18 protein-coding genes are annotated in these 24797 nt (G+C 64.5%); 4 read left to right on the top strand and 14 right to left on the bottom strand.

Annotation, left to right across the window (positions count from 1 at the left end; genetic code table 11):
- Positions 1–148 precede the first annotated feature (148 nt).
- Positions 149–1678: a peptidoglycan-binding protein gene (locus tag VGV07_RS20685; protein ID WP_326870627.1), complete on the top strand. Its 1530-nt coding sequence runs from the start codon at positions 149–151 to the stop codon at positions 1676–1678.
- A gap of 5 nt (positions 1679–1683) precedes the next feature.
- On the opposite strand, the gene VGV07_RS20680 is transcribed toward VGV07_RS20685, so the two are convergent.
- Positions 1684–2397, bottom strand: coding sequence for an invasion associated locus B family protein (locus VGV07_RS20680; RefSeq protein WP_326870626.1), 714 nt, complete (start codon positions 2395–2397; stop codon positions 1684–1686).
- 74 nt (positions 2398–2471) lie between these two features.
- Positions 2472–2993 (bottom strand): invasion associated locus B family protein, encoded by a 522-nt coding sequence (locus VGV07_RS20675; RefSeq protein WP_326870625.1) that lies wholly within the window; start codon positions 2991–2993, stop codon positions 2472–2474.
- A gap of 174 nt (positions 2994–3167) precedes the next feature.
- Between VGV07_RS20675 and VGV07_RS20670 the strand changes: the two genes are divergently transcribed.
- On the top strand, positions 3168–4196 hold the full coding sequence (locus VGV07_RS20670) for a hypothetical protein (protein WP_326870624.1): 1029 nt from the start codon (positions 3168–3170) through the stop codon (positions 4194–4196).
- 169 nt (positions 4197–4365) lie between these two features.
- Positions 4366–5397 carry a hypothetical protein gene (locus VGV07_RS20665; protein WP_326870623.1) on the top strand — a complete coding sequence of 344 codons (1032 nt, stop codon included), beginning with the start codon at positions 4366–4368 and terminating at the stop codon, positions 5395–5397.
- Positions 5398–5876: 479 nt separating this feature from the next.
- Here the strand turns inward: VGV07_RS20665 and VGV07_RS20660 are convergent, their stop codons facing one another.
- Positions 5877–10139: an autotransporter domain-containing protein gene (locus tag VGV07_RS20660; protein ID WP_326870622.1), complete on the bottom strand. Its 4263-nt coding sequence runs from the start codon at positions 10137–10139 to the stop codon at positions 5877–5879.
- 572 nt (positions 10140–10711) lie between these two features.
- On the opposite strand from VGV07_RS20660, the gene VGV07_RS20655 reads away from it, so the two are divergent.
- Positions 10712–11443 carry an alpha/beta hydrolase family protein gene (locus tag VGV07_RS20655; RefSeq protein WP_326870621.1) on the top strand — a complete coding sequence of 244 codons (732 nt, stop codon included), beginning with the start codon at positions 10712–10714 and terminating at the stop codon, positions 11441–11443.
- A gap of 91 nt (positions 11444–11534) precedes the next feature.
- Here VGV07_RS20655 and VGV07_RS20650 read toward each other — a convergent pair whose 3' ends face one another.
- From VGV07_RS20650 to VGV07_RS20600, 11 genes are all read right to left on the bottom strand, one after another.
- A complete protein-coding gene (locus tag VGV07_RS20650; protein WP_326870620.1) occupies positions 11535–11867 on the bottom strand; it encodes a hypothetical protein in 333 nt (110 codons plus the stop codon).
- Positions 11868–12243: 376 nt separating this feature from the next.
- Positions 12244–12453: a hypothetical protein gene (locus tag VGV07_RS20645; RefSeq protein ID WP_326870619.1), complete on the bottom strand. Its 210-nt coding sequence runs from the start codon at positions 12451–12453 to the stop codon at positions 12244–12246.
- A 258-nt stretch (positions 12454–12711) separates the two neighbouring features.
- A complete protein-coding gene (locus VGV07_RS20640; protein WP_326870618.1) occupies positions 12712–13761 on the bottom strand; it encodes an alginate lyase family protein in 1050 nt (349 codons plus the stop codon).
- 1 nt (position 13762) lies between these two features.
- Complete coding sequence (locus VGV07_RS20635; protein ID WP_326870617.1) at positions 13763–16492, bottom strand: hypothetical protein; 2730 nt, start codon at positions 16490–16492, stop codon at positions 13763–13765.
- A gap of 22 nt (positions 16493–16514) precedes the next feature.
- Positions 16515–17153, bottom strand: coding sequence for an alginate O-acetyltransferase AlgF (locus tag VGV07_RS20630; RefSeq protein WP_326870616.1), 639 nt, complete (start codon positions 17151–17153; stop codon positions 16515–16517).
- 11 nt (positions 17154–17164) lie between these two features.
- Positions 17165–18493: an alginate O-acetyltransferase AlgX-related protein gene (locus VGV07_RS20625; RefSeq protein ID WP_326870615.1), complete on the bottom strand. Its 1329-nt coding sequence runs from the start codon at positions 18491–18493 to the stop codon at positions 17165–17167.
- Complete coding sequence (locus VGV07_RS20620; protein ID WP_326870614.1) at positions 18490–19290, bottom strand: hypothetical protein; 801 nt, start codon at positions 19288–19290, stop codon at positions 18490–18492. The genes VGV07_RS20625 and VGV07_RS20620 overlap by 4 nt, the downstream gene beginning before the upstream one ends.
- Positions 19287–20408 (bottom strand): alginate O-acetyltransferase AlgX-related protein, encoded by a 1122-nt coding sequence (locus tag VGV07_RS20615; protein WP_326870613.1) that lies wholly within the window; start codon positions 20406–20408, stop codon positions 19287–19289. Before VGV07_RS20615 ends, VGV07_RS20620 begins: the two co-directional genes overlap by 4 nt.
- 8 nt (positions 20409–20416) lie before the next feature.
- Positions 20417–21847 (bottom strand): MBOAT family protein, encoded by a 1431-nt coding sequence (locus VGV07_RS20610; protein ID WP_326870612.1) that lies wholly within the window; start codon positions 21845–21847, stop codon positions 20417–20419.
- The gene (locus tag VGV07_RS20605; RefSeq protein ID WP_326870611.1) at positions 21847–23367 is read right to left on the bottom strand and encodes a right-handed parallel beta-helix repeat-containing protein; all 1521 of its coding nucleotides are present in this window, start codon (positions 23365–23367) and stop codon (positions 21847–21849) included. The genes VGV07_RS20610 and VGV07_RS20605 overlap by 1 nt, the downstream gene beginning before the upstream one ends.
- The gene (locus VGV07_RS20600; RefSeq protein ID WP_326870610.1) at positions 23360–24796 is read right to left on the bottom strand and encodes a mannose-1-phosphate guanylyltransferase/mannose-6-phosphate isomerase; all 1437 of its coding nucleotides are present in this window, start codon (positions 24794–24796) and stop codon (positions 23360–23362) included. Before VGV07_RS20600 ends, VGV07_RS20605 begins: the two co-directional genes overlap by 8 nt.
- Position 24797 lies beyond the last annotated feature (1 nt).

The raw sequence follows: 24797 nt of genomic DNA, 5'->3' as shown, positions 1-24797 counted from the left end.
TTGGCGGATACGTCAATGTCGAGATCGGAGCCAGATGCGGCCTGCGCTCATTTCGCTTCTGCGACTTCGCTGTGAACACCTTGCCATCGGCTGGCGCCATCACGCGAACGATGCGACAATGCCAATCGGGTAGATTGGCTAGTATCTCATGCGCAACGCGTTCCGGCTCCTGTTGTGGCTGCTGCTCCTGTGGGCATCGACCGCTGCCGCCTACGCCTCGTTTGACGATTCGAAGCTGTGGTTCGAACGCCTGAGCGACGACGAGCGCTCCGCCACCCAGACCGACCTGATCCTGCTCGGTCACTATCCGTACCTGGTCGATGGCCAGTTCGGGCGCGGCACGTTTGACGCCATCGCCGCGTTCCAGAAAAGCCAGGGCAGGGCGACCACTGGCGTGCTCACCGATTTCGAGCGCCGCTCGCTGCGCGATCTCGCCGGCCAGGTGGACACCAGGCTCGGCATCGAGCTGGTCAGCGACAATCCGGCGCATGTCGCCATGATGATCCCCCTGCGCCTGCTGTCGATCCGCAATCCGACCGACACCGGCACCTCCTACGTTAGCGAGGACGGCGAGTTCTCGCTCGAAACCATGCACGTGTCGCTCGCCGATCAGTCGTTCGAAGCACTGTTCGACGTAATGACCAGCCCGGATCCGGAGCGGACCGTCACCTATCGCAGTTTTGGGGCAGGGCGGTTCGTCGTCTCCGGTCAGATCGGGGACTATTCATTCTACACCATGTTCGTCAGCGCCAGCACCGAGGCGGTGGGCTACTCCCTGGCCTGGGGCCAGGACTATGCGCACGAGGGCGCAGTGAGCTCCGTCTACATCGCCTCGCACTTCACCCCGCTCGGCAACCTGCGGCCACCCGACGAGCTGAAGAAGGCCGAAGGGACCGGCGGGGCGCCGCCGCGCGGCGCTTTCAGCCTGCCTGAAGATCAGCTCGACCTGATCGTTCTCAATGCCGATATCACCGACCAGACGCCGGTCGAGTTCGATCGCGCCCTCGCTGCCCGCCCAAACGTCCGCATCGTGGCGCTCAACAGCCCCGGCGGCTCGGTCGACTCGGCGCTGCGGATGGCCGACGAGATCCACAAGCGCGGGTTGACCACCTTCGTGCCGCCCGACATGGGGTGCTACTCGGCCTGCGCCTACATCTTCTTTGCCGGCGTCGACCGGCAGGCGGTGGGCGAGCTCGGCGTACACCAGATCTCGTCGGAGATCGCCGACCTCGTCCTGGCGCAGACGACGCTTGGCGACGTGCTCGATGCCATGCAGTCGTTCGGTGTCGACCAGCGGGTGATCTCGCACATGCTGCGCACCCCACCCGACGACATGTATGTGTTCAGCCAAGCCGAGTTGGCGGAGTTCGGCATCTTGAGTGGCGACCCCGTGACCATCACGGTAGCCCTCGAACAATCTGCCGATCCGGCCACGGCTGGCGGGGCCGCAATCGTCCATCTTTCCAGTCAGTCGAGCGCCACCGAAGCCGAGCGGTCGCGCGCCTATATCGAAGGCCGCTGGAGCACGCTGTTCGGCGAGGCGAGGCCCGAGGTGGAGAGCACTGGCGACATCTTCCGGGTGCAGTTGCCAACCCCGTCGCTCGAGCGCGCCAATGCCATCTGCGCCGCGATCAAGGCCGACGGCGGCGGCTGCTATGTGACCGGAGCTGGTGGCTGAGCCGACTACTTCGTCGGCGCCAGCCGTGCCAGGGCTTCCGAAAAACCATTGGAACTCAAGGCAAACTTTACCGGCTTGCCGGTGGCCGTGGGCACGATGATGGCCGATATGCTGGCCGCAGCGTCGAGCTTGCTGAGATAGTCGGGCGCGAGGATAGCCTGAACCAGGCATTTTCCGGTGTTGCAGTTGGCGAACGGTACGGTCCGAAGCTTGCCGTCCCCGATATCGAGGGTCAGCCCGCGATTGGTCGCGACGTCAGCCGGTGTGCGCCAGGCGGCGTGGACAACCCCCTCGGCATCCCGCCACACCGTCCAGGCGAACACGATCCCCTTGGACCCCTTGGCGGATAGCTGCTGCTCCATGTAGCAGGCGGTGGCGCCGTCGGCGGGGCAGATCACGAACCAGTCCTTGATCTGTTCGACCTTCTTGTTCGCGGCAACCGCAGGCGCGCCCTGTGGGGTCGGCGGTACATCGGCAGCCGGTGCCTGGCCGGTCGCCGTTGCCGGAACGGCGTTCACTGCCGCGGCGGTCGGTAGCGACTGCCTCCACAACAGGTAGCCGACACCCGCTCCAACGACCAGCACCAGGGCAAATACAATCGAGAGAAGCCATGCGAGCCATGGGCGTCTACGGCGCGGCTCTCGCCGGTCAATCGGACGGCGAAGCGGCACGGCCTCGTCATCCGGGTCGTCCTCGAACTGTGGCTCGACTCGCGGCATTGAAACCGGCCCTCCGCCTTACGTCCTGCTTCGCCCCGCGCCCTTGTGTTTGCGCTCGGCAGCGAGGGGCAGCATCACTTCAGCTTTTCGTAGACGGCGGTAAATCCGACCAGCGACATTTCGAGGGTCACCTGCTGCTTGCTCATGCTCTGGAACAGGATGTTCAGCTTCTGCCCGCTCTGCATGGCGCTGAGCATTTCGGGTGAAACCGCGGCGCTCCCATAGCAGCCGTTGCGATCGCAGGTCTGCAACTCCAACTGCTGCGGCGTCGCTCCGTCGATATTGAAGCCGATCCCGGCCCCCAGGTAGATGCCGAGCGGCACCGAGACCTGCAGGCTCGGCGCGGCTCCGTCGGGCGGAAAGCGCAACGAGGCCGTACCCACCACCTGGCGGTTGTTCCCCACAAAGGCGCGCACGATCATCGTGCAGTCGGCGCCCGACTGACGGGCGTCGGAAACACAACGACCGCTCCACTGCGCGGTTGGAGCGGGGGCAGCTTCGGCTTCACCGCCGAGAACCGGCTCCTGTGCCAGGGCCGGAGCCGCAGCAAAGCTCATTGCCACGGCGACGATATACAGAAGATTGCGCAGTCCCATCCGGGTGCCCTCGTTGCTCTACCCTTGATGCGGAGGATGTACAGAACGGCGCTCGAAAGTGCAAGTCCGGCGTAACTCGATCCGCAACTAAGTCTTTGAGATATACTGTAATCTCCGACTTTCGTCGCTGCAGATTTTGTCTTATCGTGCTCCGACAACTGGTAGCGCGCGAACATGGCACGATCCAAGAACAAGGCGGCTGCGGAGCCTGTAGTCGTCGAGGCGGCGAAATCTTTGCAACCGGCGCTGCAGCGTCATCTGGTCATCGTGCATCAACCGGGTTGGCAGGCTCTGGGTGACTGGTACGAGATTGCGCAAATGGTGCGCCGCATCGATCCAACGATCGGCGTGATGATCGTCGGGGCCGATCGTCCCAATCCCGAACTGCAGAAGCAGGCGGCGACGTTACCCTGTCTGGTCTTCTCTGCCGGCCCACTTGGCAAATTCGTCCCGGAGCGGGGCAAGGTCTATCACGGCCGGCAGATCCATAAGTTCGAGCAGTTGCACCGCCTCGATCGGGCAGGAGTGCGGGTGCCGATGAGTACGATGCTGCAGTCCGACACCACGCTCGACCCTGCCCTTTGGGGCGAGTTCGTCGTGGTGAAGCCGACCGACGTTCGCAGTTCATCGCAGGGCGCCGGGATTCAGTTGATGCGCACAGAGCGCGTTCGCTACATCCGGCCGGAGAACTATCCGGAGGATCATCCTGGACGTCATGGGCCGATGCTCGTGCAGAAGTACATCGACACCGGCCCGCGCATTGCCGTCTATCGCGTCCTCACGCTGTTCGGCGAGCCGCTCTACGTTCAGTACATCGAGAGCAAGGTCGACCGGGTCGCTCTCGACAGTTCCGACCAACGGATCGAGGCAGCGGTTATCGCCAATCAGGGCTTGTCGCAGGAAGACAAGCAGAAGAGCTTTGTGTTTCGTGCCGACATAGCGGCATTGGTGCGCGCCGCCTATCGAGCTATTCCCGAAGTGCCGCTGCAAGGCTGCGACGTCGTCTGCGATGCGAGAACCGGTTTACCATACATTCTTGAGCTGAACCCCGGCGGAAACACCTGGCACTTTTCTTCGTCGTTTCAGGCCTCCGTAAGGGCATTCGAGGGGCCCGAAATCGAGCACCAGCGGCGTTGGCATCTCGACGCCTTCGGCACGGCGGCACATGTGCTGGCCGAAAAGACGCGCCGCGAAGCGGTCTAGTTCGTTTTGTGGTCGAGTGTGCCTGGTCACCAGCACGTGTACACTGGATGCACACACGATGGGAAACGCCGGTCGGTGATAGTCCGATCGACGGCAGAGCAAGCGATATATACAGACTGTATTCGTCGTGGATCTTGTCCAGTCGGACACTGAAACTGGCGGGTGCAATATGGCACGATCGAAGAGCGGGCTATCAACCGAACCTGCTGCAGTCTCGGCGGCCGAGACCGCGAGATCCTTGCAGCCGCCGCTGCAGCGTCATCTTGTGATCGTGCACCAGCCCGGCTGGCAGGCCATCAGCGACTGGTCCGAGATTGCGCAGATGGTGCGCCGCATCGATCCGACGATCGGCGTGATGATCGTCAGTTCAGATCGTCCAGGCCTCGAGATTCGCAAGCTGGCGGCGACGCTGCCAAGCCTGGTGTTCTCCCCCGGCCCGCTGGGCCAGTTCGCTCCGGAGCGCGGCAAAGTCTATTACGGCCGCCCCATCCACAAGGTCGAGCAACTGCATCGGCTCGACCGCGCAGGGGTTCGGGTGCCGATGAGCACCGTGCTGACCCCTGACACCCGGCTCGATCCGAAGTCGTGGGGCGAGTTCGTGGTGTTGAAGCCGACCGACATCGCCACGTCGTCGCAGGGTATCGGCATTCAGCTGATGCGGACCGCGCGCGTGCGCTACATCAGGCCGGAGGATTACCCCGAGGGCCATCCAGGACGGCGTGGACCGATGGTGGTGCAGCAGTTCATCAACTCCGGGCCGCGCATGCCGCACTACCGCGTGCTGACCCTGTTCGGCGAACCGCTCTATCTGCAGATGTCGGAGGCGGGCGAGGACCGGGTCGATCTCTCGAGCGATGACGCGACGATCGAGGCGGCGCCCGTTGCGATGAATGTGTTGCAGGGCAAGACCAAGACCTTCCTTTATCGCGCCGACGTTGCGGCGCTCGCACGCGCCGCATATCGCGCAATCCCCGAGGCGCCGCTGCAAGGTTGCGATATCATCCGCGATGCGGCCACCGACCGGCTCTATGTGCTGGAGCTCAATCCTGGCGGCAATACCTGGCACTTCTCTTCGAATTTCCAGGCGCCGTTGCGCGCCATCGATGGCCCCGAACACGAGTCCCGCCGCCGCTGGCACCTCGACGCCTTCGGCACGGCCGCGCATGTGCTGGCCGACGTGACCCGACGGGAAGCGACCTAGGACGTTCACGGGCGAATCGTCTCGAGGTCCGTGTTCGTGGCTCCTCCCCCAACCTCCCCCACAAGGGGGGTGCCGTTCGGGTGTGTGGGGTGCGATTCAGCCAAATCCACCAGCCCCCACCTCCCCCTTGATGGGGAGGCAAGCGAAGCTTGTCGCGCCAGCGACTAGCGAAGCTCGGAGGGGGTGGGGCCACCCGCCGAGATGTGGCGGATACGGATATGCTCCAGCGCGACGTCCGTGTTCGTGGCTCCGCCTCCCAACCTCCCCCACAAGGGGAGGTGCCGTTCGGGGTATGGGGCAAGATTGGGTCAGAATCCACCGGTCTGGCACCTCCCCCTTGATGGGGGAGGTAAGCGGAGCTTGTCGCTTCAGCGACTTAGCCATCTCGGAACGGGGGGGCCGCCGAGGTGGCTGGGCGTTCCCGCAAAAGAAAAGGGCCGGTCCAAGGACCGGCCCTTCGTTAGCTTTGGAGGCTAAGCTTAGAAACCCTTGCGGACGCCAACCTTGGCATCGACCGTGGTGAAGCTGTCGTTGAACTTCACGCCTGCCGAGCCGAACGCCGAGAAGCTCTTGTCGGCGCTGTACATCGTCGCGCTGCCGCTGAGTTCGCCGAACACACCACTGATCCCGTCCTGGAAGCTGGTGCTGGCGCCCATACCGTCAGTAATGGTGACGACGTTGGCGTCTTCGAACTCGTTCCAGATCTTGCCGAGCACCGCGATTTCGGTGGTGGTGTCGCCCGGCGTGCCGAGCGTCATGCCGGCACGGGCACCGATGCCGCCCTGCAGGCTGTTGCCATTGCTGAACTCCACCGAAGCGCCGCCGGCATCGAAGCCTTCGAGTTCGGTCGAGACGAACGACAGCGAGGCGATCGGCTCGAAGAAGGCGGTGTCACCCAGTTCCATCCGGTAGCCGGTATTGGCGAGGATACCGATGCTGGTCGAGGCGCCCGTGGTTTCGAAGCCCGGGCTGATCGGCGCGGCGTAGGTCACCTGCAGCAGGTCGGCCTTGACCTCGGCATCGGCGTAGAACCCGCCCATGGTGTAGGCCGCGTAGGCACCGACGATGCCACCGGAGAAGTCAGCCGAAGCGCCGTAGGTGTCGAACTCGAGGCTGGACGATACGAAGCCACCAAACACACCCGCCCGCAGTCCGTCGTCCCCGCCACCCATCGGCTGGAAGTCGGCACCGGCGAGGATCGAGAAGGTATCCTGCACGAAGCTTGTGTCGATGGTGATCGGTGCTGCCGGCGGAATCTCCTGGGCCACCTCGGTGCTCCGATCGGTCCAGCTGCCGGTGGCCTTGGCCCACAGCGCCGCACCCGGAGCCGCCGACGCTTCGATCGGCAGTTCGCCAACCGGCAGGTCCGCACCGCCACCACCATTGCCCGAGAGCGGGAAGTGGTTGCCGTAGACATGGTCGGCAACCTGGCCAGCCGTATCGTGCCAGATGTTCTGTGCGGCGGTGATCAGGCTCGGGAGTTGCACGGCCTGGGGAGCCCACTCGCTCTCCAGCACGAAGAGCGGATCTGGAGCTACGCCTTCTTCGTGAAGGTACCAGGCGTAGAACCCGTCCTGGATGGCGCCGACGCCAGCGACGTTAATGTATCCTTCCGATGCGCTGTCGATGTACATCGTGTCGCCTTCGGCGCAGGCTTCGTCGTAGCACTGCATACTAGCGTCGTTGCCGTCGACCGGTGCATAGGCCACAGCGATCTGGTCGCCCCAGAGGTTGGTGCCGCTCGAACCGACCTTATTGATAATTAGCCCAGTCGTGCCCGTGATCTCGTCTTCGATGTCAAGAAAATCTGCCCGCCAAGTCGAGGGATTGCCCTCGTCCACATCCGCGAGGGCTGCGCCCGGCCCAAAATTCACGTCCAGACCAACAAAGCTGGTGAGTTCGTTCCCCTGCGAGCCGCGGAAGTTGTGGTCGATCCAGGTGTAGTCGCCCGTACCGTCGTCGATCATGCTGAGCAGGCCGTACTCGGCTACATAGCCGCTCTCACCATAGAAGCCGCCGTTGTGGAACTGGTTGACGCCCTCAAACGTCGAGGTTTCATACGCGTCCCAATCCAGTGCCGTCTGGATCAGTCCTGCGTTCATGATCTCATCGTTGGCGCTGCCGTGCATTTCGTTACCCCATTCACCGTTGTTGACGGTGAGCCAGGTGCCGAAGTTGCGGATCGAGTTGCCGCGGACGTTTGGCCACCCATCTTCGGTGTCGTTGTGGCCGTCCATGTTAACCCGACCGATCATCACGCCGGTGCTATCGTTGGTATAGTCCACTGCGCCGCCGCGGGACCGAAGCAACACATCGGATGCGGCTTCGGCATAGAGATATAGATTATCGACGCTGCCAGACTGACCGCCGCTCCACACGAATTCGGCAGTATTGCCGTAGTCAGCAAGAAGCTGGGCGATATCGGTGGAGTCGAGAGGATCAACCGGAACGTTCTTGGCAAGCGGAGCCGTCCAGCCACGCTCGAAGTAAGGAAGGTTGTCGCTGGTAATGAGGCCACGATTGATGATGTTGGCGCCCTGTTCCTCGTCATTAGAGGTATCGAGCCTGATCACCGGCTGCCGCCAGTCGCCGTCACCGACGATTATGCCGCCGACACCGTTGCCGATCCAGGCGCGCTCGGCCTCGATATCGATGGCGTTATCGGCACCCCAGATCAGGCCGCCATCGGTACCCCAGTACGGGCTATAGTCTTCGCTCTCAGGGTCGTTGTTGCCGCTGAAATCACCGTTGGCTACGCCGGCCCAGCCGCCGTAGGTACCGGACGAATCCACTTCATCGATCTTGATGCCATCGCCGTAGAAGCCCTGGATGCGCCCACCACCATTGCCGACGAAAGCGTCACCCCTCCAGGTGTCGACAATCTGGACGCCATCCTCGATACCGAAGATCGTGCCGCCCCAGTTTTCAACGTTGGCGTTACCGTCGGCGTCCCTGATATGGACGCCATCGTCGCCACCCCAGATCAAGCCATCGGCATTGCCGACGTTGGCCGCCTGATACCAACTGTTGAGGCCTTCGGTACGAAGGATGCCTTCGACGCCATCGATGTGGACGCCATCCTCATTGACGCCCACAATCAGGCCGCCACCGATCGCCCGCCCGAATTCATCGGTATAGCCGCCGTTGTTGACGCTCACGGTCCTGTCGACATCGTAGACACTAACGCCGTGTCGCTGACCCCAGATACCCATCTCCGCGGCGACATCATCGAACAGGTAGTCCGTGTCGAGCAATCCGGTGGTGCCGTTCGACACTTTGGGATCGAGCACGCTCAAATTGAACATGTCGCCCAATGTGCCGGCGTTGTTGATGTTCAACTCACCGCCGATGTCATTGACGTAGACGCCATCCTCGGTGACGCCCGCTATGAGACCCCCGCGGCGATACTCATCGTCGGCCGTGGTCCCCGTTCCCTTGTCATCCCAATGCGCATCGTTGTTGATGTACACGTCAGCGTTGTCGCCCGGGGCCACCCCCTGGACATTCTGCACATAAACGCCGTTGGCGCGCCCGGCAATAACGCCTGCACCGTTGTTGTTGATACGGACGGCGTCATTGCTGGTTCCGGCATTGTCGATGTCATTGACATAGACGCCATTTCCGCCAAGACCAGCGGCTAGACCCCCACCACCACTGTAGATCACCGGACCGGCGATACCGTCGTACTCCGCACCATTCGTAGTGCCGATCATCGACGCGTAGCTGTGGTTCTGAATTTCCGCCCCTGCCGCGTCCACGATACGGACGCCCGCGCCCTCGGTGCCTTCAATGTGGCCATCGTTCTCGATCAGTACTGCGCCGTCGGCCGCAACGATAATGCCGTCGGTGCCGATAATGCGCGCGGCGCTCGGCACATCGTTGTTGTATTCGACTTCGTTCCTGATCGTCACGCTGCTCGTTGTCGAGACGCTGATGCCCTGGCCGCCGGGGTTGTCTGACTCGCGCGCGGTGCCGGTGATCTTGCCGTGGTTGTTGATCACGACGGAGCCGCCGATCTTCCCGCCGAAATTGCCGGTGGAGGAGACGAGGATACCTTCGCCGTCATTGACGTCGCTGGTCGAGAGTCCGCGACCTATGATTTCGCCCCGATTGTTCACCACCAGCGAGTTGGCCGCTGTCACCACCAGACCGTCGTCGGCACCACGGATGATGCCCTTCGCGTTGACGTCGAGCGTGATGGCGCCGGTACCGCCGAGAATGCGATAGCCGTCGCCAGGCGCGTAGACTGGCCCGACTGTGGTCGCGCTGCTACCGCCCTCGATCAGGTCGTCGATCGTGATCCCTACCGTTCCGGCGGCGTTGTTCAGCACGAAGCCGTTGCCGTTCTGGTTGACCACGTGAGCGGTCGCTCCCAAGCCGATGGTGCCGCCGAACCCGCCGGCGTTCAGTGTGAAAGCTGCTCCGGAGTTTACGTCCAGTAGGAACGGCGAGGGGGCGCCATCGATGTTGACCTGGAAGGTTCCATCTGCCGTGAGGTCCTGCGGGTCGGTCTCCGCCCCGTTGCAGTTCCAGACGTTGCTCGTGGGCGTTGTTTCCAGACAATCAGCGGCGACCGCCCGGGTCGGTGCGCCCGCCACGCCGATGCCGATCACGCCGGCGAACAGCGCCGTACCGGCCAGCAACCATGCCCTGTCTGTACTCTTCACACGCACGAAGCGGATGCTGGAGTTCCCGGCGCGACGATTGCGCTTTCCTGCCTTCAGCTTGACCGTATTCGACATGCAGTCCCCCGTCCTTCTGTTGCCGCAGTTAGCGCACGTCTTGTGGGCGCCTGTGGCCGATTACCACGCGATAGCGAAATGCTTAGGTGGACTCCACAACTACAGCAAGAAGAGTCTATCGACTCCTAACAATGCGAACGTTGGAGTCCTTATCGTGTTGCCGGGCGGCAACAATTGCCCGGATGGAAAGACGAGGATAGCGTTGTCATGTATATCGCCATAGTTCATCTGAACCATGTCTGCGAACCGGCCCAGATCGACTCTGCCTCGAATCAACGGTGTCTTGGCAAGGACTCCGGCGCCACGAAATTGCCGCGAGGCTGCCTCGTCATCTTCGCGTTGGCCGCGTCTTGATGGCAGAGTTGGTCGAACGGGCGGGGAACGGAATGCCAAGCATCCATCGAGGGATAGTCGCGGTCGTCGCGGTTGCGGTCCTTGGTCTCGTCCTGTCGTTAGGCATTCCCGTAACAGCCTGGGCGGACGCCAGGCGCCAGGCTGGCCCAGCGGGGGCTGAGGGCACGCCGCAGCGCGAGCAACTATGGCTCCTGCCGTCGCCCATCAAGGGGCTGTTGATGCACGCCTATCTCTACCGGCCAGCTGGCGACGGCCCGTTCCCGCTGGCGGTGATCAATCATGGTTCTGATGAGGATCGGGCGCGCCGGGCCAGGGTGGCGCTGCCGGCCTTCCCGGCGCTCACGGCCTGGCTGGTGGCGCGTGGCTACGCCGTGCTGCTGCCACAGCGGCCCGGGCACGGCATTACCGGTGGACGCTACCTCGAGGGGCAGGGGTCTTGCGCCAATCCGGATTTCAAACGTGCCGGACTTGCTGCCGCCAGCAGTATAGAGACTGCGATAGACTTCATGCGGGCGCAGGAATTCGTCCAGCCGGACGGTATTGTTGTTGTTGGCAACTCGGCCGGCGGTTGGGGCGCCTTGGCGTTGGCCAGCCGCAATCCGGATGGCGTGGCTGCCGTGGTGGATATTTCGGGCGGTCGGGGCGGCCGCGATCGCAACAAGGCGAACAACAATTGTGCGCCGGACCGGCTGGTCGCCGCGGCCGCCGATTATGGACGTACGGCCCGAATTCCCACGCTGTGGCTCTATGCCGAGAACGACAGCTATTTCAGCCCGGACCTCTCCCGAAGAATGGCCGCTGCCTACAGTGCCGCGGGAGGCCAGGCAGAATATTACCTGCTTCCCGCGGTTCGAGGCGATGGCCACTCGCTGGCGCTGACCGCGGGGCGTGAGGCGAGCTGGAAGGCGCCGCTTGCGGCTTTCCTGTCAGCGGTCGAAGCGAGGCGTTGACCGGCAGTCGGTGGCTATGTGGACCTCGGGTCCACTCACGAACCGCCGGTACATACCGCGTCGTCACACACAGTCGAGCCCGGCAGCAAGCCTACCTGACGCAAATCTCGCTTTGCAGCGAGTAGTTGTCGTCGTAGTCGTTTTCGCACGGGTCTCGGTACGGCACATATTTCGGCTGGAAGTTGCCACTGCCGCTCGGGGCGATCGAGCGCGTTTCGAGAACGCTGCCGCCGCATGGCGGTTCGGCTTCGAACGCAGCGAGATCGGTCAGAAGCAGAATCTTGCAGTGAATGTATTCCTCGATGTGGGCCCGCTGCTTGTCGGAGAGACCGCCGAAGGCAGAAGCCGAGGAAGACACCGTGAGAGACGCCAGCAGGCCGAACGCACATGCTCCAGCAAGCCGAACGATATTGCGACTATGCATGATCAACTCCAAGTCTAGCACGGGCACGGAAGGCGCCCATTGGTGTTAATCCGCCGCAAGACGGGTGACGTAAGAAGAACACCAAGCGCGTCACGCTGCAAGATGTCTTTTCGATCAAATACTCGAACGGTAAATGCACGGGCCGGGCGGCTGGTCAGTTTGCGCCGCGCGCCGCAGGCGGGCGTCGTTTTGTATTTTTGTCGGCCAGGGGCTCAGTTTTTCTGTCAGCAGGGCTGTACTACTGGGAGGCGATCGGCACTGGGCCGGTAGCCGATGGGCCGTTATGCCCGGCACTGAAGCGCTGCAAGGACAACTGGACGAATATGAGGGGCTTTCGGCAGTCACCAGAAAAGCGCTGCCGCCCTGCCTGGACCGTCTAGCGCTCGTCGTCTGCCGTGACCGGCTTCTGGTCGAGCGCGACGGGGGAGGTCTCGACATTGTTGTCGATGCCCCAATCCAGCGCCTCGAGCTTGAGCGTCTCGAACAGTGCATCGGCGCTGACCTTGCGGCCATCGAGCTTGGCGAGGACGGATGAAAAACGCGCACCCAGATCGGCGGGTGCATCAACACCAGTTGCAGAGACCACGGCCACACTTTCTGAAAGGGAGCGGCGAAGTCGGACGAGCCCCCGACTGTTCGGGCGCGGGCCTACTGCAGAATCTGTTAAGGAACGCTTCTTGGACAAAGTACAATTTCGCTTTCATTCGGAAAGCGCGCTGTGGGCCAAGCAACAGAGCTTAAGCGCAGTTTTCTACCGCGCTGTAACGGTACCTATCTGAACCCACGATGAAAAGCGCCGCCCGCCACATATTGGGCGGGCGGCGCCGTCATTCGGGCGGAAAGGTTAACTAGTTGATGCCGGAAGCTTCGCTACCCAATCGCCCAGCCGGGTCAGGTTGCCGCCGAGCTTGGCATGCGCCAGCGGGCGCAGGGTCTCGACGAACGCATCGGTCGCCGGATCCGGGGCGTGGCGGAGCAGCGGCTCCACCCAGGCCAGCATGAACGGCTCCAGCGCCTGCTTGCCGGTCTGGAAGGTTTGCTCCTTGCCGTTGATCTTCTCGACGATCGATGGGTCCTCGATGGCCCTGAGGCTGAAGGCGGCAATGGTGCTGAGCTTGCCGTCGCAGGCCGTGTAGCCGTCATAACCGGTAGCCTTGAGCAGGTCGGCGGTGACGATCAGCGGCGCGGTGGCGTGGAGCTGATAGTTCAGCGCCTTGTCGGCCCGGTTCATCTCCAGAGGCAGGCTGCCGTCAGGCGAGGCCTGGCAGGTAACGAGCTCAAAGCTGCCTTTGGCCCAGTCGAGCATTGCGGTATCGCCGTTGAGCCGACCGATCGCTGCCGCCGCGAGCCCGGCCCAGGCACGCAGGTTCGCCCGCTTGGCGTTCTTCGGGGCATCATTGTCGAAGAACTGCTCCATGGCGGTGCCGGCATCGGTGAGCCAGGCGACGACGCGCTGGCGCTTAACCGGATCGAGCGGCCCCGCGGTCTCTGCCTGCAGCAAAGCAATCGCGAGCCCGCCATAGCGGGCCGGAATTGCCAGTTTTACGTTCAACGTCTCGAGTTCGGTGAGCGCCCCGGCCGCTGCCCACTGGTCGAGCCAGTCGAGCACGCATTCGCCTCGGGCGGCGTCGCCGTCCATCAGCGCGGTGTTGGCCATCCTCATCAGGTCGCCGATGAACTGCTCCACCGGTCGCAGGGCGCGATCGACTTCGGCATTGGAGACCTCGTCGATATCCGATCGGGTCTTGCTGTCGTCGGTGTAACGGCTGCCGAAGTTGAGCGCCACCACCGGGGCAGGCACCGCGGCGCAGGCGAATGGTTTGTCCTCGGCGCGCGGAGCCGATGTTCCGAGCGCCAGTGTCAACGCCGCGATCAGGGGAAGGGTAATCCGCATCTCAGTTCTCCACTGCCATTGACGCCAGAAGCCGCTGCGCCTCGGGATTGCCGAGCCCGGCCGCGTCCTTCAGCAGCACGGTGGCTTGCTGGATCGACGGCGCGATGCCGATACCCATGGCGTAGGCCTTGGCCAGTTCGACCATCGCGATGGCGTCGCCGCCCTCCGCCGCCCGCTTCAGCCACGAACTGGCGTCGCGGGCTTCGGCCACGCTGGTGCCGGTCTGCCGCAGGTAGAGCGCCAGTTCACGCATCGCCACCGCATCGCCGGAGGCCGCGGCCGCCGCATAGCGGGCCGACCAGTCGACCTCCTCCATCACCGCCGTCTGGATCGCCGGCGGCGCCTTCAGCACCTTCTCGCGGATCTTGCCGAGGTCAGCCACCTGGGCGTCGTCGATCATCCGCTTGAACATCGCCACTGCCTTGGTTGGGGCGTAGTCCTCGCTATCCGGGTCGGCGTAGATTTTCACCAGCCGGCTCACCGCCGTGTCGTCCCCCAGCGCAACGGCCTGGTCGAACAGCTCGATCGCGGTCCTGGCGCGTTCCTCGCCGCCCATCGCCATGTAGCGATCGGCAATCGCGGTGTGCCGCCAGCCGTCCTCGCCGGCGAGCCGCAGGCTGACCTGCAGCCAGTGCTCGGTCTCGGCATCGTCGGCGGTGGCAACGAACGCACCCGCCAGTTTGATGGTGTTCTCGAACGTGCAGTCGACGACGCTCGCGGCCCGGTAGAGGTAGTCGTGCCGCTGCGCCTCGTCCTTGGTATTCGAGGCGGCGAAGATCAGTGCGTCGGCGTCGCCCCGTTCCTCGATCGCCTGGTGGTACTGCGCCAGCAGGTCTTCGTCGGACACGCCTTCCGCCTGCATCATCGGCAGGAGGCGCAGGATCGCCTCGCCGGAACCCTGCTGCGCCGCCTCGGTCAGGTATCCGATGGCTTCCGTCCGCTTTTCGGCGTCGTTGGGGAAGTAGTCGAGCAGCACTGAGCCCAGATCGACCGGAGCGCGTGCGAGACCATCCGCGCGGGCCGCCTTGAGCGCCGCAATGGTCTCCTCGATCACCTCGGGCGTCGGCGAGACGGTCAGGCGATGGCGGGCGAGCGCGTCGACGGTTGCCGGTACCGGATCGATGCGTGACTGCCAGAAGGCCAGCATTTCCGGGCTGGCGCCGTTCCGGCTCAGGTAGTCGACATAGTAGGCCACCGAGTTCGGCCGGCCATAGAGCGCGTGGGTCTGGAGCTTGGCCAGCGACAGCGGATCGGTTTCAGGATCGAGGGCATCGATATCGCCCGAATCCATGAACTCGGTCGAGTTGCCGGCAGCATCTTCGGTGCGTTGCCAGAACTCGGCCAGGCGCATGTCGGCGCCCTTCGGCGCACGGCAGAGATAGGCCTGCCGCAGGTCGGTCATCGGATCGATCTTGCCGGCATTGGTCACCGCGAAGCTGAGCAACTCGGTGGCCCGTTCGAACACGCCCGGCTCGTCGCGGTGGCGCAGCAGGATGAACGCCAGTTCCTGAGCCGAGTCCGCGTCCTCCAGCGCCACGCCCTTTTCGAGCAGCGCCTTGGCCTCGGCCTCGCCGGCCCAGCGGCCCTTGTCGGTCAGCACCAGTTTCGCCAGCTTGGAAAACGCCCAGCCCGGCGGTTCCGGCATCTCGACCAGTTGGTTGAGCCGCGCCTCATAAGCCTGCTTCTTTTCGGGGATCGCCTGTTCGGTCTCGAGCAGCGTCGCCAGTCTGAACAGCGCGTTGCGGCTGCCCAGGTCCGAAGCTTCGGCATAGAGCGCTTGCGCCTTGTCCTTGTCCTCGGGCACCAGCGCGCCGGCTTCATAGAGCTTGCCCAGTTCCACCTGCGCCGCCGCCACGCCGCGGTCGGAGGCGAGATTCAGGTATTTCAGCAGGTTGTCATTGTTCTTGACGATCAGTTCGCTCTCGAGATGCAGCTGCGCCACCTTCCAGGCCGCGCCGGCATCGCCGAGATCGGCCGCGAGCCGCAGCCACTGCTCGGCGATGTTGTGGTCCTGCTTGACCACCAGGCCCTTGGAATATTCGCGGGCGATGCGGCCGATGCGGTCGCAGATCTCGGGGTCGAGCTTGCCCACGAGGGCCCCGAACGCCATGGTCACGGCCAGCTTGGGGTCGAGTTCCCAGCCCGGTACCTGCTCGCCGCCGATGTTCATCGAAGCGAGGCGGAGCAGGGCGTCGGCATTGCCGCCCATGGCGGCGCGGGTCAGGTAGCCCAGTCCCTTCTCCCGGTCCTTCTTCACCACCAGCCCATCGAGATAGAGCGTCGACAGCAGGTTGAGCGCCTTGGGGGCGAGGCTGCCGGCATTGGCTTCGAGGCCGTCGATGACGCCGGTCTCGCGCAACTGCGGCACCTTGCCGGCCTTGAGGTAGAGGTTGATCCGGTCGATTGCGGTATCCGGCACCTTGGGCGCCGGCATCTTGCCGACGATCGCCAGCATCTTGTCGACCAGCTCGAAATTGCCGGTCGGGTTGAGATCCCTGAGGCGCCGCGCGTCGCGCAGTACCAGCTCGGGATCGCCCTCGGGCACCGATGCCCCGTCCCACGCCTGCCAGCGCGCCACCACGTCGGGGTCGGCCTTCTTGGCAACGCAGACTTCCTGCGCCGGGATCTCCGGCGGCAGGAAGGTGACCTCGACAGGCGCCGCCACGGCAGCGGATACCAACCCTGAGCCGAGCAGCAAAGCAGTGGCGAGGCGGGGGACGAATGAGGGCATCGGGAGCCTCCGGTTTGGATACTTACTGCGCGCGGAAGAAGGCGTTCTCGACGGCTGCGGCGCTATAGGTGCCGTTCGAGCCGGTAAAGATGATCGACACGCCGCCACGGCGCTTGAGGTCGAGCGCGGCGACAGTCGCCACCGGCTTGCCGTCGGCCTGCACTTCGAAGTCGAGGGTCAGCGGGGCCTTCAGCGCCACCGACTTGCCGGTATCCCCGGCGATCGCCTCGATCGCCTTGGTCTTGGCTGCCGGCACGAACAGGTCGACGCTGGCGAGGTCGGAGAGGTTGTAGAAGTAGACGGTTGCCTTGCTGGGGTCGGAAGCCGGATCATCCTCGAGCACCAACGGCTCGCCTTCGACACTCCACGCATAGGTGTAGTAGGCGCCCGGCGCGGTGGTGACCGAGCCGGACACATCGCCGGCCGAGACCGGAATGTCGCCCGGCTGCACGTTCACATAGGCCGAGAGACCATCGGTGATGCCGTCGACCGTTGTGCCATTGACCACCGCCACGGCGGCGCCAGGCACCAGCACGCGCACGAAGGCGGAGTTCGGGTCGACCGGCGCATCGTAAAGCCCGTCATCCTGGGCCATGGCGAAAGGCGTGGCGCTGAGCAGCATCAGGCTGGCCAGGGCGATAAGTTTCGTCGAGCGCTTCATCTTGGCTCTCCTTAGGTGTTGCAGAGGGAAATCGCCGCCTTCTCCTCGGAGAGGCGATCGAACTGGATCGAGACCTTCGACAACTCCAGGCTGTCTAGCGACTCGAGCGGGATGAAGAAGCGGCCGGTACCGCGGAAGCGGTCGCCGCGATGCACTTCGCGGGTGAAGGTGCGGCCATCGGCGCTCTCGAAAGTGAGCACCACGTCGCGGCTGCCATCGTCGCCGGCATCGGCCAGCAGCACCTGGTTCGGCGCGATCGGCGTGCCGGTCAGGTCGGCCTGGTAGAGCCCCTTGGCCTTGTCGATGACCGGAGTGCTGCCCACCGGCTGGCAATCGTTGCGTGCTGCGGCGATCAGCTCGGTCAACGAGCCGGTGCCGAACTGCGCCAGGTTGTTGTAGATCGGGTTTTCCCAGACGAGGAATTTGGGCCGGTTGGCCTGGAACTCGCGTGAGGTGAGATACGAGGTGATGGCGCCGAACTGGTTGCCGCCGGTGATCGCCATATTGGCCACCGGCAGGCTGGCATATTGGGCGAGGAAACCCGAAAAGTTCGGGACCAGGGCATCCGAGAAACTGGTGCCGACCAGCGCGATCTCGTTGTTGGTGGCGCCTTCCGCTTGCCCGCCGCCGCTATCGCCGAAGATATCGAGGCTGGCATCGGCGCTGGCGACTTCCACGGTTTCGTAGGAAGTGCTGATCACCGGCGGCAGGCTGAGCACGCAATAGGCCTGCAGGGTGCGGCGCATGCCCGACACGGCAAGCTCGGCGCCCGTCGCTTTGGTTTCGTAGGTGACCGGCGTGACGTCTGCATAGGCCGGCAACTGTTTGATCATCCCGCCGATCGTCTGCGCCGCTGTTTCGGCGCCGCGCGAGGTCCAGTGGAAATCGGAGCGGAAGAACGGCGGATCGCCACCATTGGTGGTGCGCAGCGCCGACAGCAGGTCGACCGCGATCACACCCTGGGCGTTGAGCCGCGCCACCTGATCCTCATAGACCGAAACCGCCACGTCTTCATCGAAGCCGAAGAGCTTCGCCTCATCGGGCAGGAAGGTCGGCAGGGTCACGCTTTTGGTGGGGATCGGCACATAGAGCATCGTGGTGCCGTGCGCCTTCAGCGCTTCGGCGAGCTTGCCCATCTGCGCCACCGTATCCTCGGTGAACGGGTGCTGCATGCGCAGGTCCGCGAAAATGCGGAAGAAGAAGCCGTCGCGACCTTCGACCGAGGGCAGCGTCGGGTTGTCCTCGAGATGCTTGCAACCGAAGGCCGAGTTGGCGGCGAGCGTCGGGCTGGCGGACAGGGCAGCGGCGAAGGCGGCGCCAAGCAGCAGGGTCTTGTTCATTGTGTCGTCTCCGTGGAGGCGGTGAGCTGGGGTTCGAGCGTGCGGAGCAGGTTCTCCGCCATCGTCCGGATGTTGAGGGTTTCGGAAGTGGCCGCGACCTCGAGGTAGCCCTTTGCCTCCTCGATCTCGGCCGGCTCCGGCGTGCCCGACAGCAGGGTGAAGGCCAGATCGAGTGCCGCCTTGGCGTCGCCACCCTTGGCCGAGGCGACCAGCAGCTCGTCGGCACGCGCCGGATCGAGCCCGAACGGCTTGCCGGCGCGGTACATGCCGATCAGCCCGTCGCGGGCAACAGCATCGCCGCCGGCCGCCAGCTTCTCGAGCAGTTGCTGCGACGAGGCGAGGTTCTTGGGCTGGTCGAGAAAAACGTCGGCATTAAGCAACCGGATCAGCGGGCGGATGGCCGAGGTCCGGCCATTCTCGGCGGCGCGCCGATAGTAGCGAGCCGCCGCATCCAGCGTCGCCGGATCATTGTCGGCCTCGATACGCTTGGCGAGGTGCAACTGCGCCAGGTTGTCGCCGGAATCCGCCAGCGCCTGCAATTCCTTGTAGCTGACCTCCTTACCGGCAATCATCCGGTTACGGATCTGCTTCATCGGATCGACCGGCCTGGCGGTGCGATGCGTGCCCTGGCGGGGCTTGCACTTGCCCGGCACCATCGGTCGCGCCCGCTCCGATGTGCTCGACAGCGACTCCGGCAGCCGCACCATGCAGGTGGCGGCGCTGGCGGGGCCGGCGATGGCGAAGCCCGCCACCGCAAGGACCAGGCTTGCCGCTGCTAGAGCCAGCGCGCGGATCATTCGGTTGCCGCCTTCGCCGGCTCGGCGTTCCACAGCTGGGTCTGGCCGAGATAGCGGATCGGGAACTCCCAGATCACCATTTCGGGCGGATTATCTCGCAGTGTCTCGCTTTCCAGGAAGGCGCGCATTGGCGCCACCGGGCCTTTGCCTTCTTCGGCAAGGTTGAGCACGTCCGCGCCGAGCGAAACCTTGAGGCTCTCGCCGAAGCTCCATTGCGGGTTGGCGCTGTAGCTGGTGCCGGTGAGGACGAACGGAATGGAGGAGGGCCCGAAGATGTCGGTGCTCGAGGCTGCAGGGGGCGCAGACGCCTCGCGCGGCACGACAGTCTCCGGACCCAGACCGACGAGAGGTGCCAGCCCGCCGGTAACGATGAATTTCGAGAGATCGCCCTCACGCTGCACGGGAGCGGCGTCGGCGATGCTGTAGGGGGTGTCGCGCTTACCGAGCGCCGCGCCCACGGCGTCGGCCACCACTTCGGCGCCGAGCGGCGTCCAGTGGGTGTCGGTGGTGAGGAACAGCTGGCCCTTTGCCTTGGCCGCTTCCAGCGGCGCGCGGGTCTCGACATTGTTGATCCCGGCATTGTCGAGAACGGTGCGGAAATCTTCGTAGAGCCGCTCGAGATCGGTCGGGATCGCCGGGTAGCTCACGTGCTCGCGGTAGATATCGGCCTTGGCGGGCAGCGGTACGACCACCAGATCGATGCCCTTGGCAGCGAGGAGGTCACGCACTTCGGTCACGCCACGCGCCGCCTCGGCGAGGTCCGGCGTGCGCTTCAGCGTCGCCTCGAACTCCTCCTTGGAGAACAGCCAGCCGTCATCGCCGACCACCACCCCTGGGCGCCCTTCGCGGAAGGCGAGGTAGCGGGCCGCGCCCATCACATCGATCGAGGGCAGCCGATGCGGCATGATCTTCTTGTAGTAGGTGTCGATCTGAATGGCGGCCTCGCCGTTCAGGTACTCGGTGGCCGATTTCGGCATCTCGGCGATGTCACGGCCGAGTCCGGTGACGAACTCGTAGTTGGCGACCACCGCATAGCCGAGGAACAGCACGGGCAGGGCGAAGGCGGGTGCAGCCGCGACCCACGAGGATTTGGCGCTGACGTTGGTGTCGAGTGTCATTTCCGGCCTCAGAACTGGAAGTAGAGGAAGGGCGAGTAGGTCTGCTCGGCGAGCCGCATCAGGCAGAAGATGGCGAGTGCGCTGAGGGCTCCGGCCTTGACCAGGCTGGTGGCCGCAGCAGTTGCCGTGCCATCGGCATTGACGGTGATCTGCGGTTCCCACAGGTGCCGCATGCGCGGTTCGGCAATGGTGATGGCGATCGCGATGGCGAGCATGGTCATCGCCTCGCGGCTCACCATCCAGGCCACTTCCGGCCGGATGCCGATGCCGTTGAAGCCGAACATGCCGGCATACATCTGGAACGCCTGGCCGACATCGGGGGCGCGGAACATCACCCAGCCCAGCACCACGGCGACGAAGCAGAGTGGCAGGCTCCACCAGTAGTTCTGCGCTGTCTTGTCGTAGCCGGTGAGCCGCTCGACGACGAGTATGCCGCCGTGCCAGACGCCCCACAGGATGAAGGTGAAGGCAGCGCCGTGCCACAGCCCGCCCAGGAGCATCACCAGGAACAGGTTGATATAGGTGCGGACCGTGCCCTTACGATTGCCGCCCAGCGAGATGTAGAGATAGGTCCTGAGCCACGTGCTGAGCGAGATGTGCCAGCGCCGCCAGAACTCGGTGATCGAGCGGCTGATATAGGGCATGTTGAAGTTCTCGGCGAAGCGGAAGCCGATCATCAGGGCCAGCCCGATCGCCATCGCCGAATAGCCGGCGAAATCGAAATAGAGCTGCATCGAGTAGGCCAGCGCCCCCAGCCAGGACTCGACCACTGTCGGGTTCGGGGCCGAGAACATGGCGTCGGCGAGCGGCGCCACCGGGTCGGCGATCAGCACCTTCATGGAAAGGCCGATCAGGAAGCGTTGCCAGCCGGCGTTGAACAGCTCCCAGCTGTGTTCGCGGTGCTCGAACTGCGGGGCGAGATCCTTGTAGCGGAGGATCGGGCCGGCCACGAGTTGCGGGAACAGCGCGAGGAACGCAGCGAAATCGATGATGTTGCGCGAGACCTTGGCGTCGCCGCGATAGACGTCGACCAGGTAGCTGATCGAGTGGAAGACGTAGAACGAGATGCCGATCGGTAGCAGCAACTGCCAGTGGATGCCGAGCGCGTCCGGCGTCGTGCCCCATAGCGAGGCGAAGCTGTCGATGAAGAAGTTGAGGTACTTGAAGACCCCGAGGACCAGCAGGTGCCCGGTGACGCCGACGGCGACGAAGAGCTTCGCCCGGGGTGTGCCCTGATACTTCTCGACCAGGATCGAGAACACGTAGGCCCACAGCGTATTGGCGCAGAGCAGCATCAGGAAGTCGAAGCGCCACCAGCCATAGAACAGGTAGGATTCGACGAGGAGCGTCAGGTTCCGCCACTTCGGCGGCGTCAGGTAATACGCAACTAGGAAGATCGGCAGGAACAGGAACAGGAACGTCTCGGACGAAAAGACCATCAGGCATCCCCCTCGAAGGTGCAGCTAGTGGGGCGCAGGGCGCCGGTGGGTGTGAGCTTGGCGCCAGCCTTGAGTTGCAGGCCGTCGATGATCGTCGGCGTGCTGTCGGTGGCGCTGAGGTTGAAGAAGCGATCGGTGAACTGCACCAGCTCGCCATCCAGCAGGCGTGGCGCCTGGCCGGTGAAATCGTTCATGGCGAAGGCCAGCCGCGCCGTGGTCGAGCCCTTGATGCCGACGCGGTTGCCGTCGAGCTCGTTGGAGGCGATCTCGATCACCCCGTAATCGGGCTGGTGCGTTACGCTGATCCCCGCATTGCCGTTGTCGATCAGCCGGTTGGCGCTCACCTTGAGCCCGGCGCTGTCGCGCACCGCGAGCCCCGACTGGGCATTCTGCAACAGCAGGTTGTCGGTAACGTCGATGCAATCGGCCGAGGCGACGGAGATGCCCGAGCGCTTGCTGCCGGCGATCAGGTTACCGTCGATTCTGAGTTGGGCGGCGCCGGCATCGGCGAAAATGCCGTTGAGGCCGGCGTCGATGACGATGTTGCCGGAGAGCGCGATAGAGCTCGCGGCGCCGGTCACCTTGATGCCATGCGCGGCTGCGCCGGCCAGCACCACATTGCCGCGGGCCGAGATATCCGTGCCGCCGCTCAGCAACAGCGCCGGTCCATGCGAAGCGCCGAATACATTGCCCTCGACGATCGCCTCGTCGGCATCGACCAGCGCCAGCGAACCGACACGTTCGAAACGGCTGTCGCGCACCAGCGAGGGCGCGGGCTTGGCGTAAAAGCCGCCCTCGAGGATGGTAACCCCGGTCAGCGGCGGAAACAGCCCATAGCCGAGATCGGCAAAATGCATCCGCTCCAGCCGGGCGCTGCCCGACAGGGCGACCACGACGAACGGGTTGAAGTCTTTGAGACGCGGGTTGGGCTCACCAGTCCCGGCAATCCCGGCGGCATCGCCGACGAGGTTCCCCGCGGCGAGCAGAAACGCCCCGGTTGAGCGGTCGAGCAGCAGCGTCTCGCCCGGCTGCAGCGACAACGTCGCGCCGTTCCACACTGCGATCGGCAGGTGAGCGACATAGCCGGCATCCGTCTTGTCGAGCACGCCGCTCAACTTGGCGGCCGTCACCGCGTCGTAGAGCTGTGCGAGGCTGGTGACACCCGCTTCGATCAGCAGCACGTCCGGCTTCGCCTGCGCCTGGCGCAGCGCCACGTGGTAGTTTGCGCCGGCCTGCAGCGCCAGCTGGCTCAGCACCAGGTCGATCGACACGACGCTGACCTGCAGGCCGCCGAGCTTCAGGGCAGGGGCCGGCTTGTTCTCGGCCGCGCTGTAGCTGAAGCCGAGAGGCGCGGCCGCCGACTGGAGGTCGGGAGCCGGACGGCCCGCCTCGACCATCGCCGCCAGGGCGGCGACGGTCTTTTCGTAGGCGAGGGTCCGCGCGTAGTCGGCCCCCGTGGCGGCCCAAGGGAGAGAGCACGCCGCGGCGGCAAGACCTGCGCAGACCCACGCCTTACGCATGTTCGCGGCTCCCATCGGCCACCGCTGCCAGTTCCAGCAGCGGCGTAAGGTGCGTCAGGGGACCGTCCACATGGCAGGCGACCTCGATGACCTGCATCGGGCCTGTGCCGTCATTGATCACCTCGGCGGTCTGCTCCGGGCCGATCTCGAAGGTGGCGCCGGCGCGGATCTCACGGCGGCGGCTGCCCATGTGCAGCATGCCACCGCCCGAGGCGACGACCATCAGCCGCCGGAACTCCGAGCCGCTCTCCACCGGCAACGTCGCGCCGGGGTTCACCGTGAGGTGGCGCAGCATGTAGCCGGCGCCCGAGGCGAGCTTGCCCTGCTTGCCCCAGTCGGTGGCGCCGAACGAGTGATCCTCGGCCTCGCGGCGGCTCTGCGCCTTGAGTTGCTCGACCACCTTCTTGACGTCCTGCGACTGGTCGCGGGTCGTCACCAGCAGGGCGTCGTGCGTATCGACGACGACGAGGTTGTCGACCCCGACCACTGCCACGAGGCGATCCGAACCGCGGACATAGCTGTCACGCGAGTTGACCATCATCACGTCGCCGCTGACGACGTTGTTGCCGTCCGACTTCTTGCCGATGGTGTGGAACGCCGCCCAGGCGCCGACGTCGTCCCATTCGACGTCAGCCGGGGCCAGCGCCACGGTTTTCGATTTTTCGAACACCGCCCGCTCGGTTGGGAGACTCTCGGCCGAGCCGAAGCTCGCTTCCTCGAGCAGCAGCGCGGCGTCTTCGTTGCTGGCGTTGGCGAGCGAAGCGCTTACCGCCCCGAAGGTGACGGGGTCGAAACGGCGATATTCCTCGATCACCGTATCGGCGCGCATCAGCGAGATGCCCGAGGCCCAATACGCGAGGCCGGTCTCGATCAGCGACTGCGCGGTCTGCGCGTTCGGCTTTTCGATAAACTTCTCGGCCCGGTGCACGCCGCGGTAGTTGGAAAACTCACCGCCATCGATGATGTAGCCATAGCCGGTTTCGTTGTAGCGCGGCTTGATGCCGAAGGTGACGATCAGCCCGTCGGAGGCCGCCTTGTGCGACTCCCGGATGCGTGAATTGAGGTCGCCCTCGATCACATGGTCGGAGGGGCAGATCAGCATCACGGCGTCAGGATCGGTGCGAGCGATCAGCAACGCCGCCGACAGCACGGCCGGCCCGGTATTGCGCGCGACCGGCTCGGCGATGATCCGCGCATTGCGCTGTACATCGCGAAGCTGGCGGCGGACCGTGCCGAGGTGCCCGCCGGCAACCGACACCACGGGATCGTGGAACAACTCGCCGCGGTGCCGCTGTACGGTGGTCTGGAAGAAGGTGATCGAGCCCTCGTGGTCGATCGGCTGGAACTGTTTCGGTTGCTGGCTGCGGGACAACGGCCAAAGCCGCGTACCCACGCCTCCGCAAAGCACGACTGGATGGATGGCGTTCATC

The organism is Devosia sp. (assembly GCF_035944845.1).
Taxonomy (GTDB): Bacteria; Pseudomonadota; Alphaproteobacteria; order Rhizobiales; family Devosiaceae; genus Devosia_A.
This window is presented reverse-complemented; position numbering and strand designations above follow the sequence as displayed.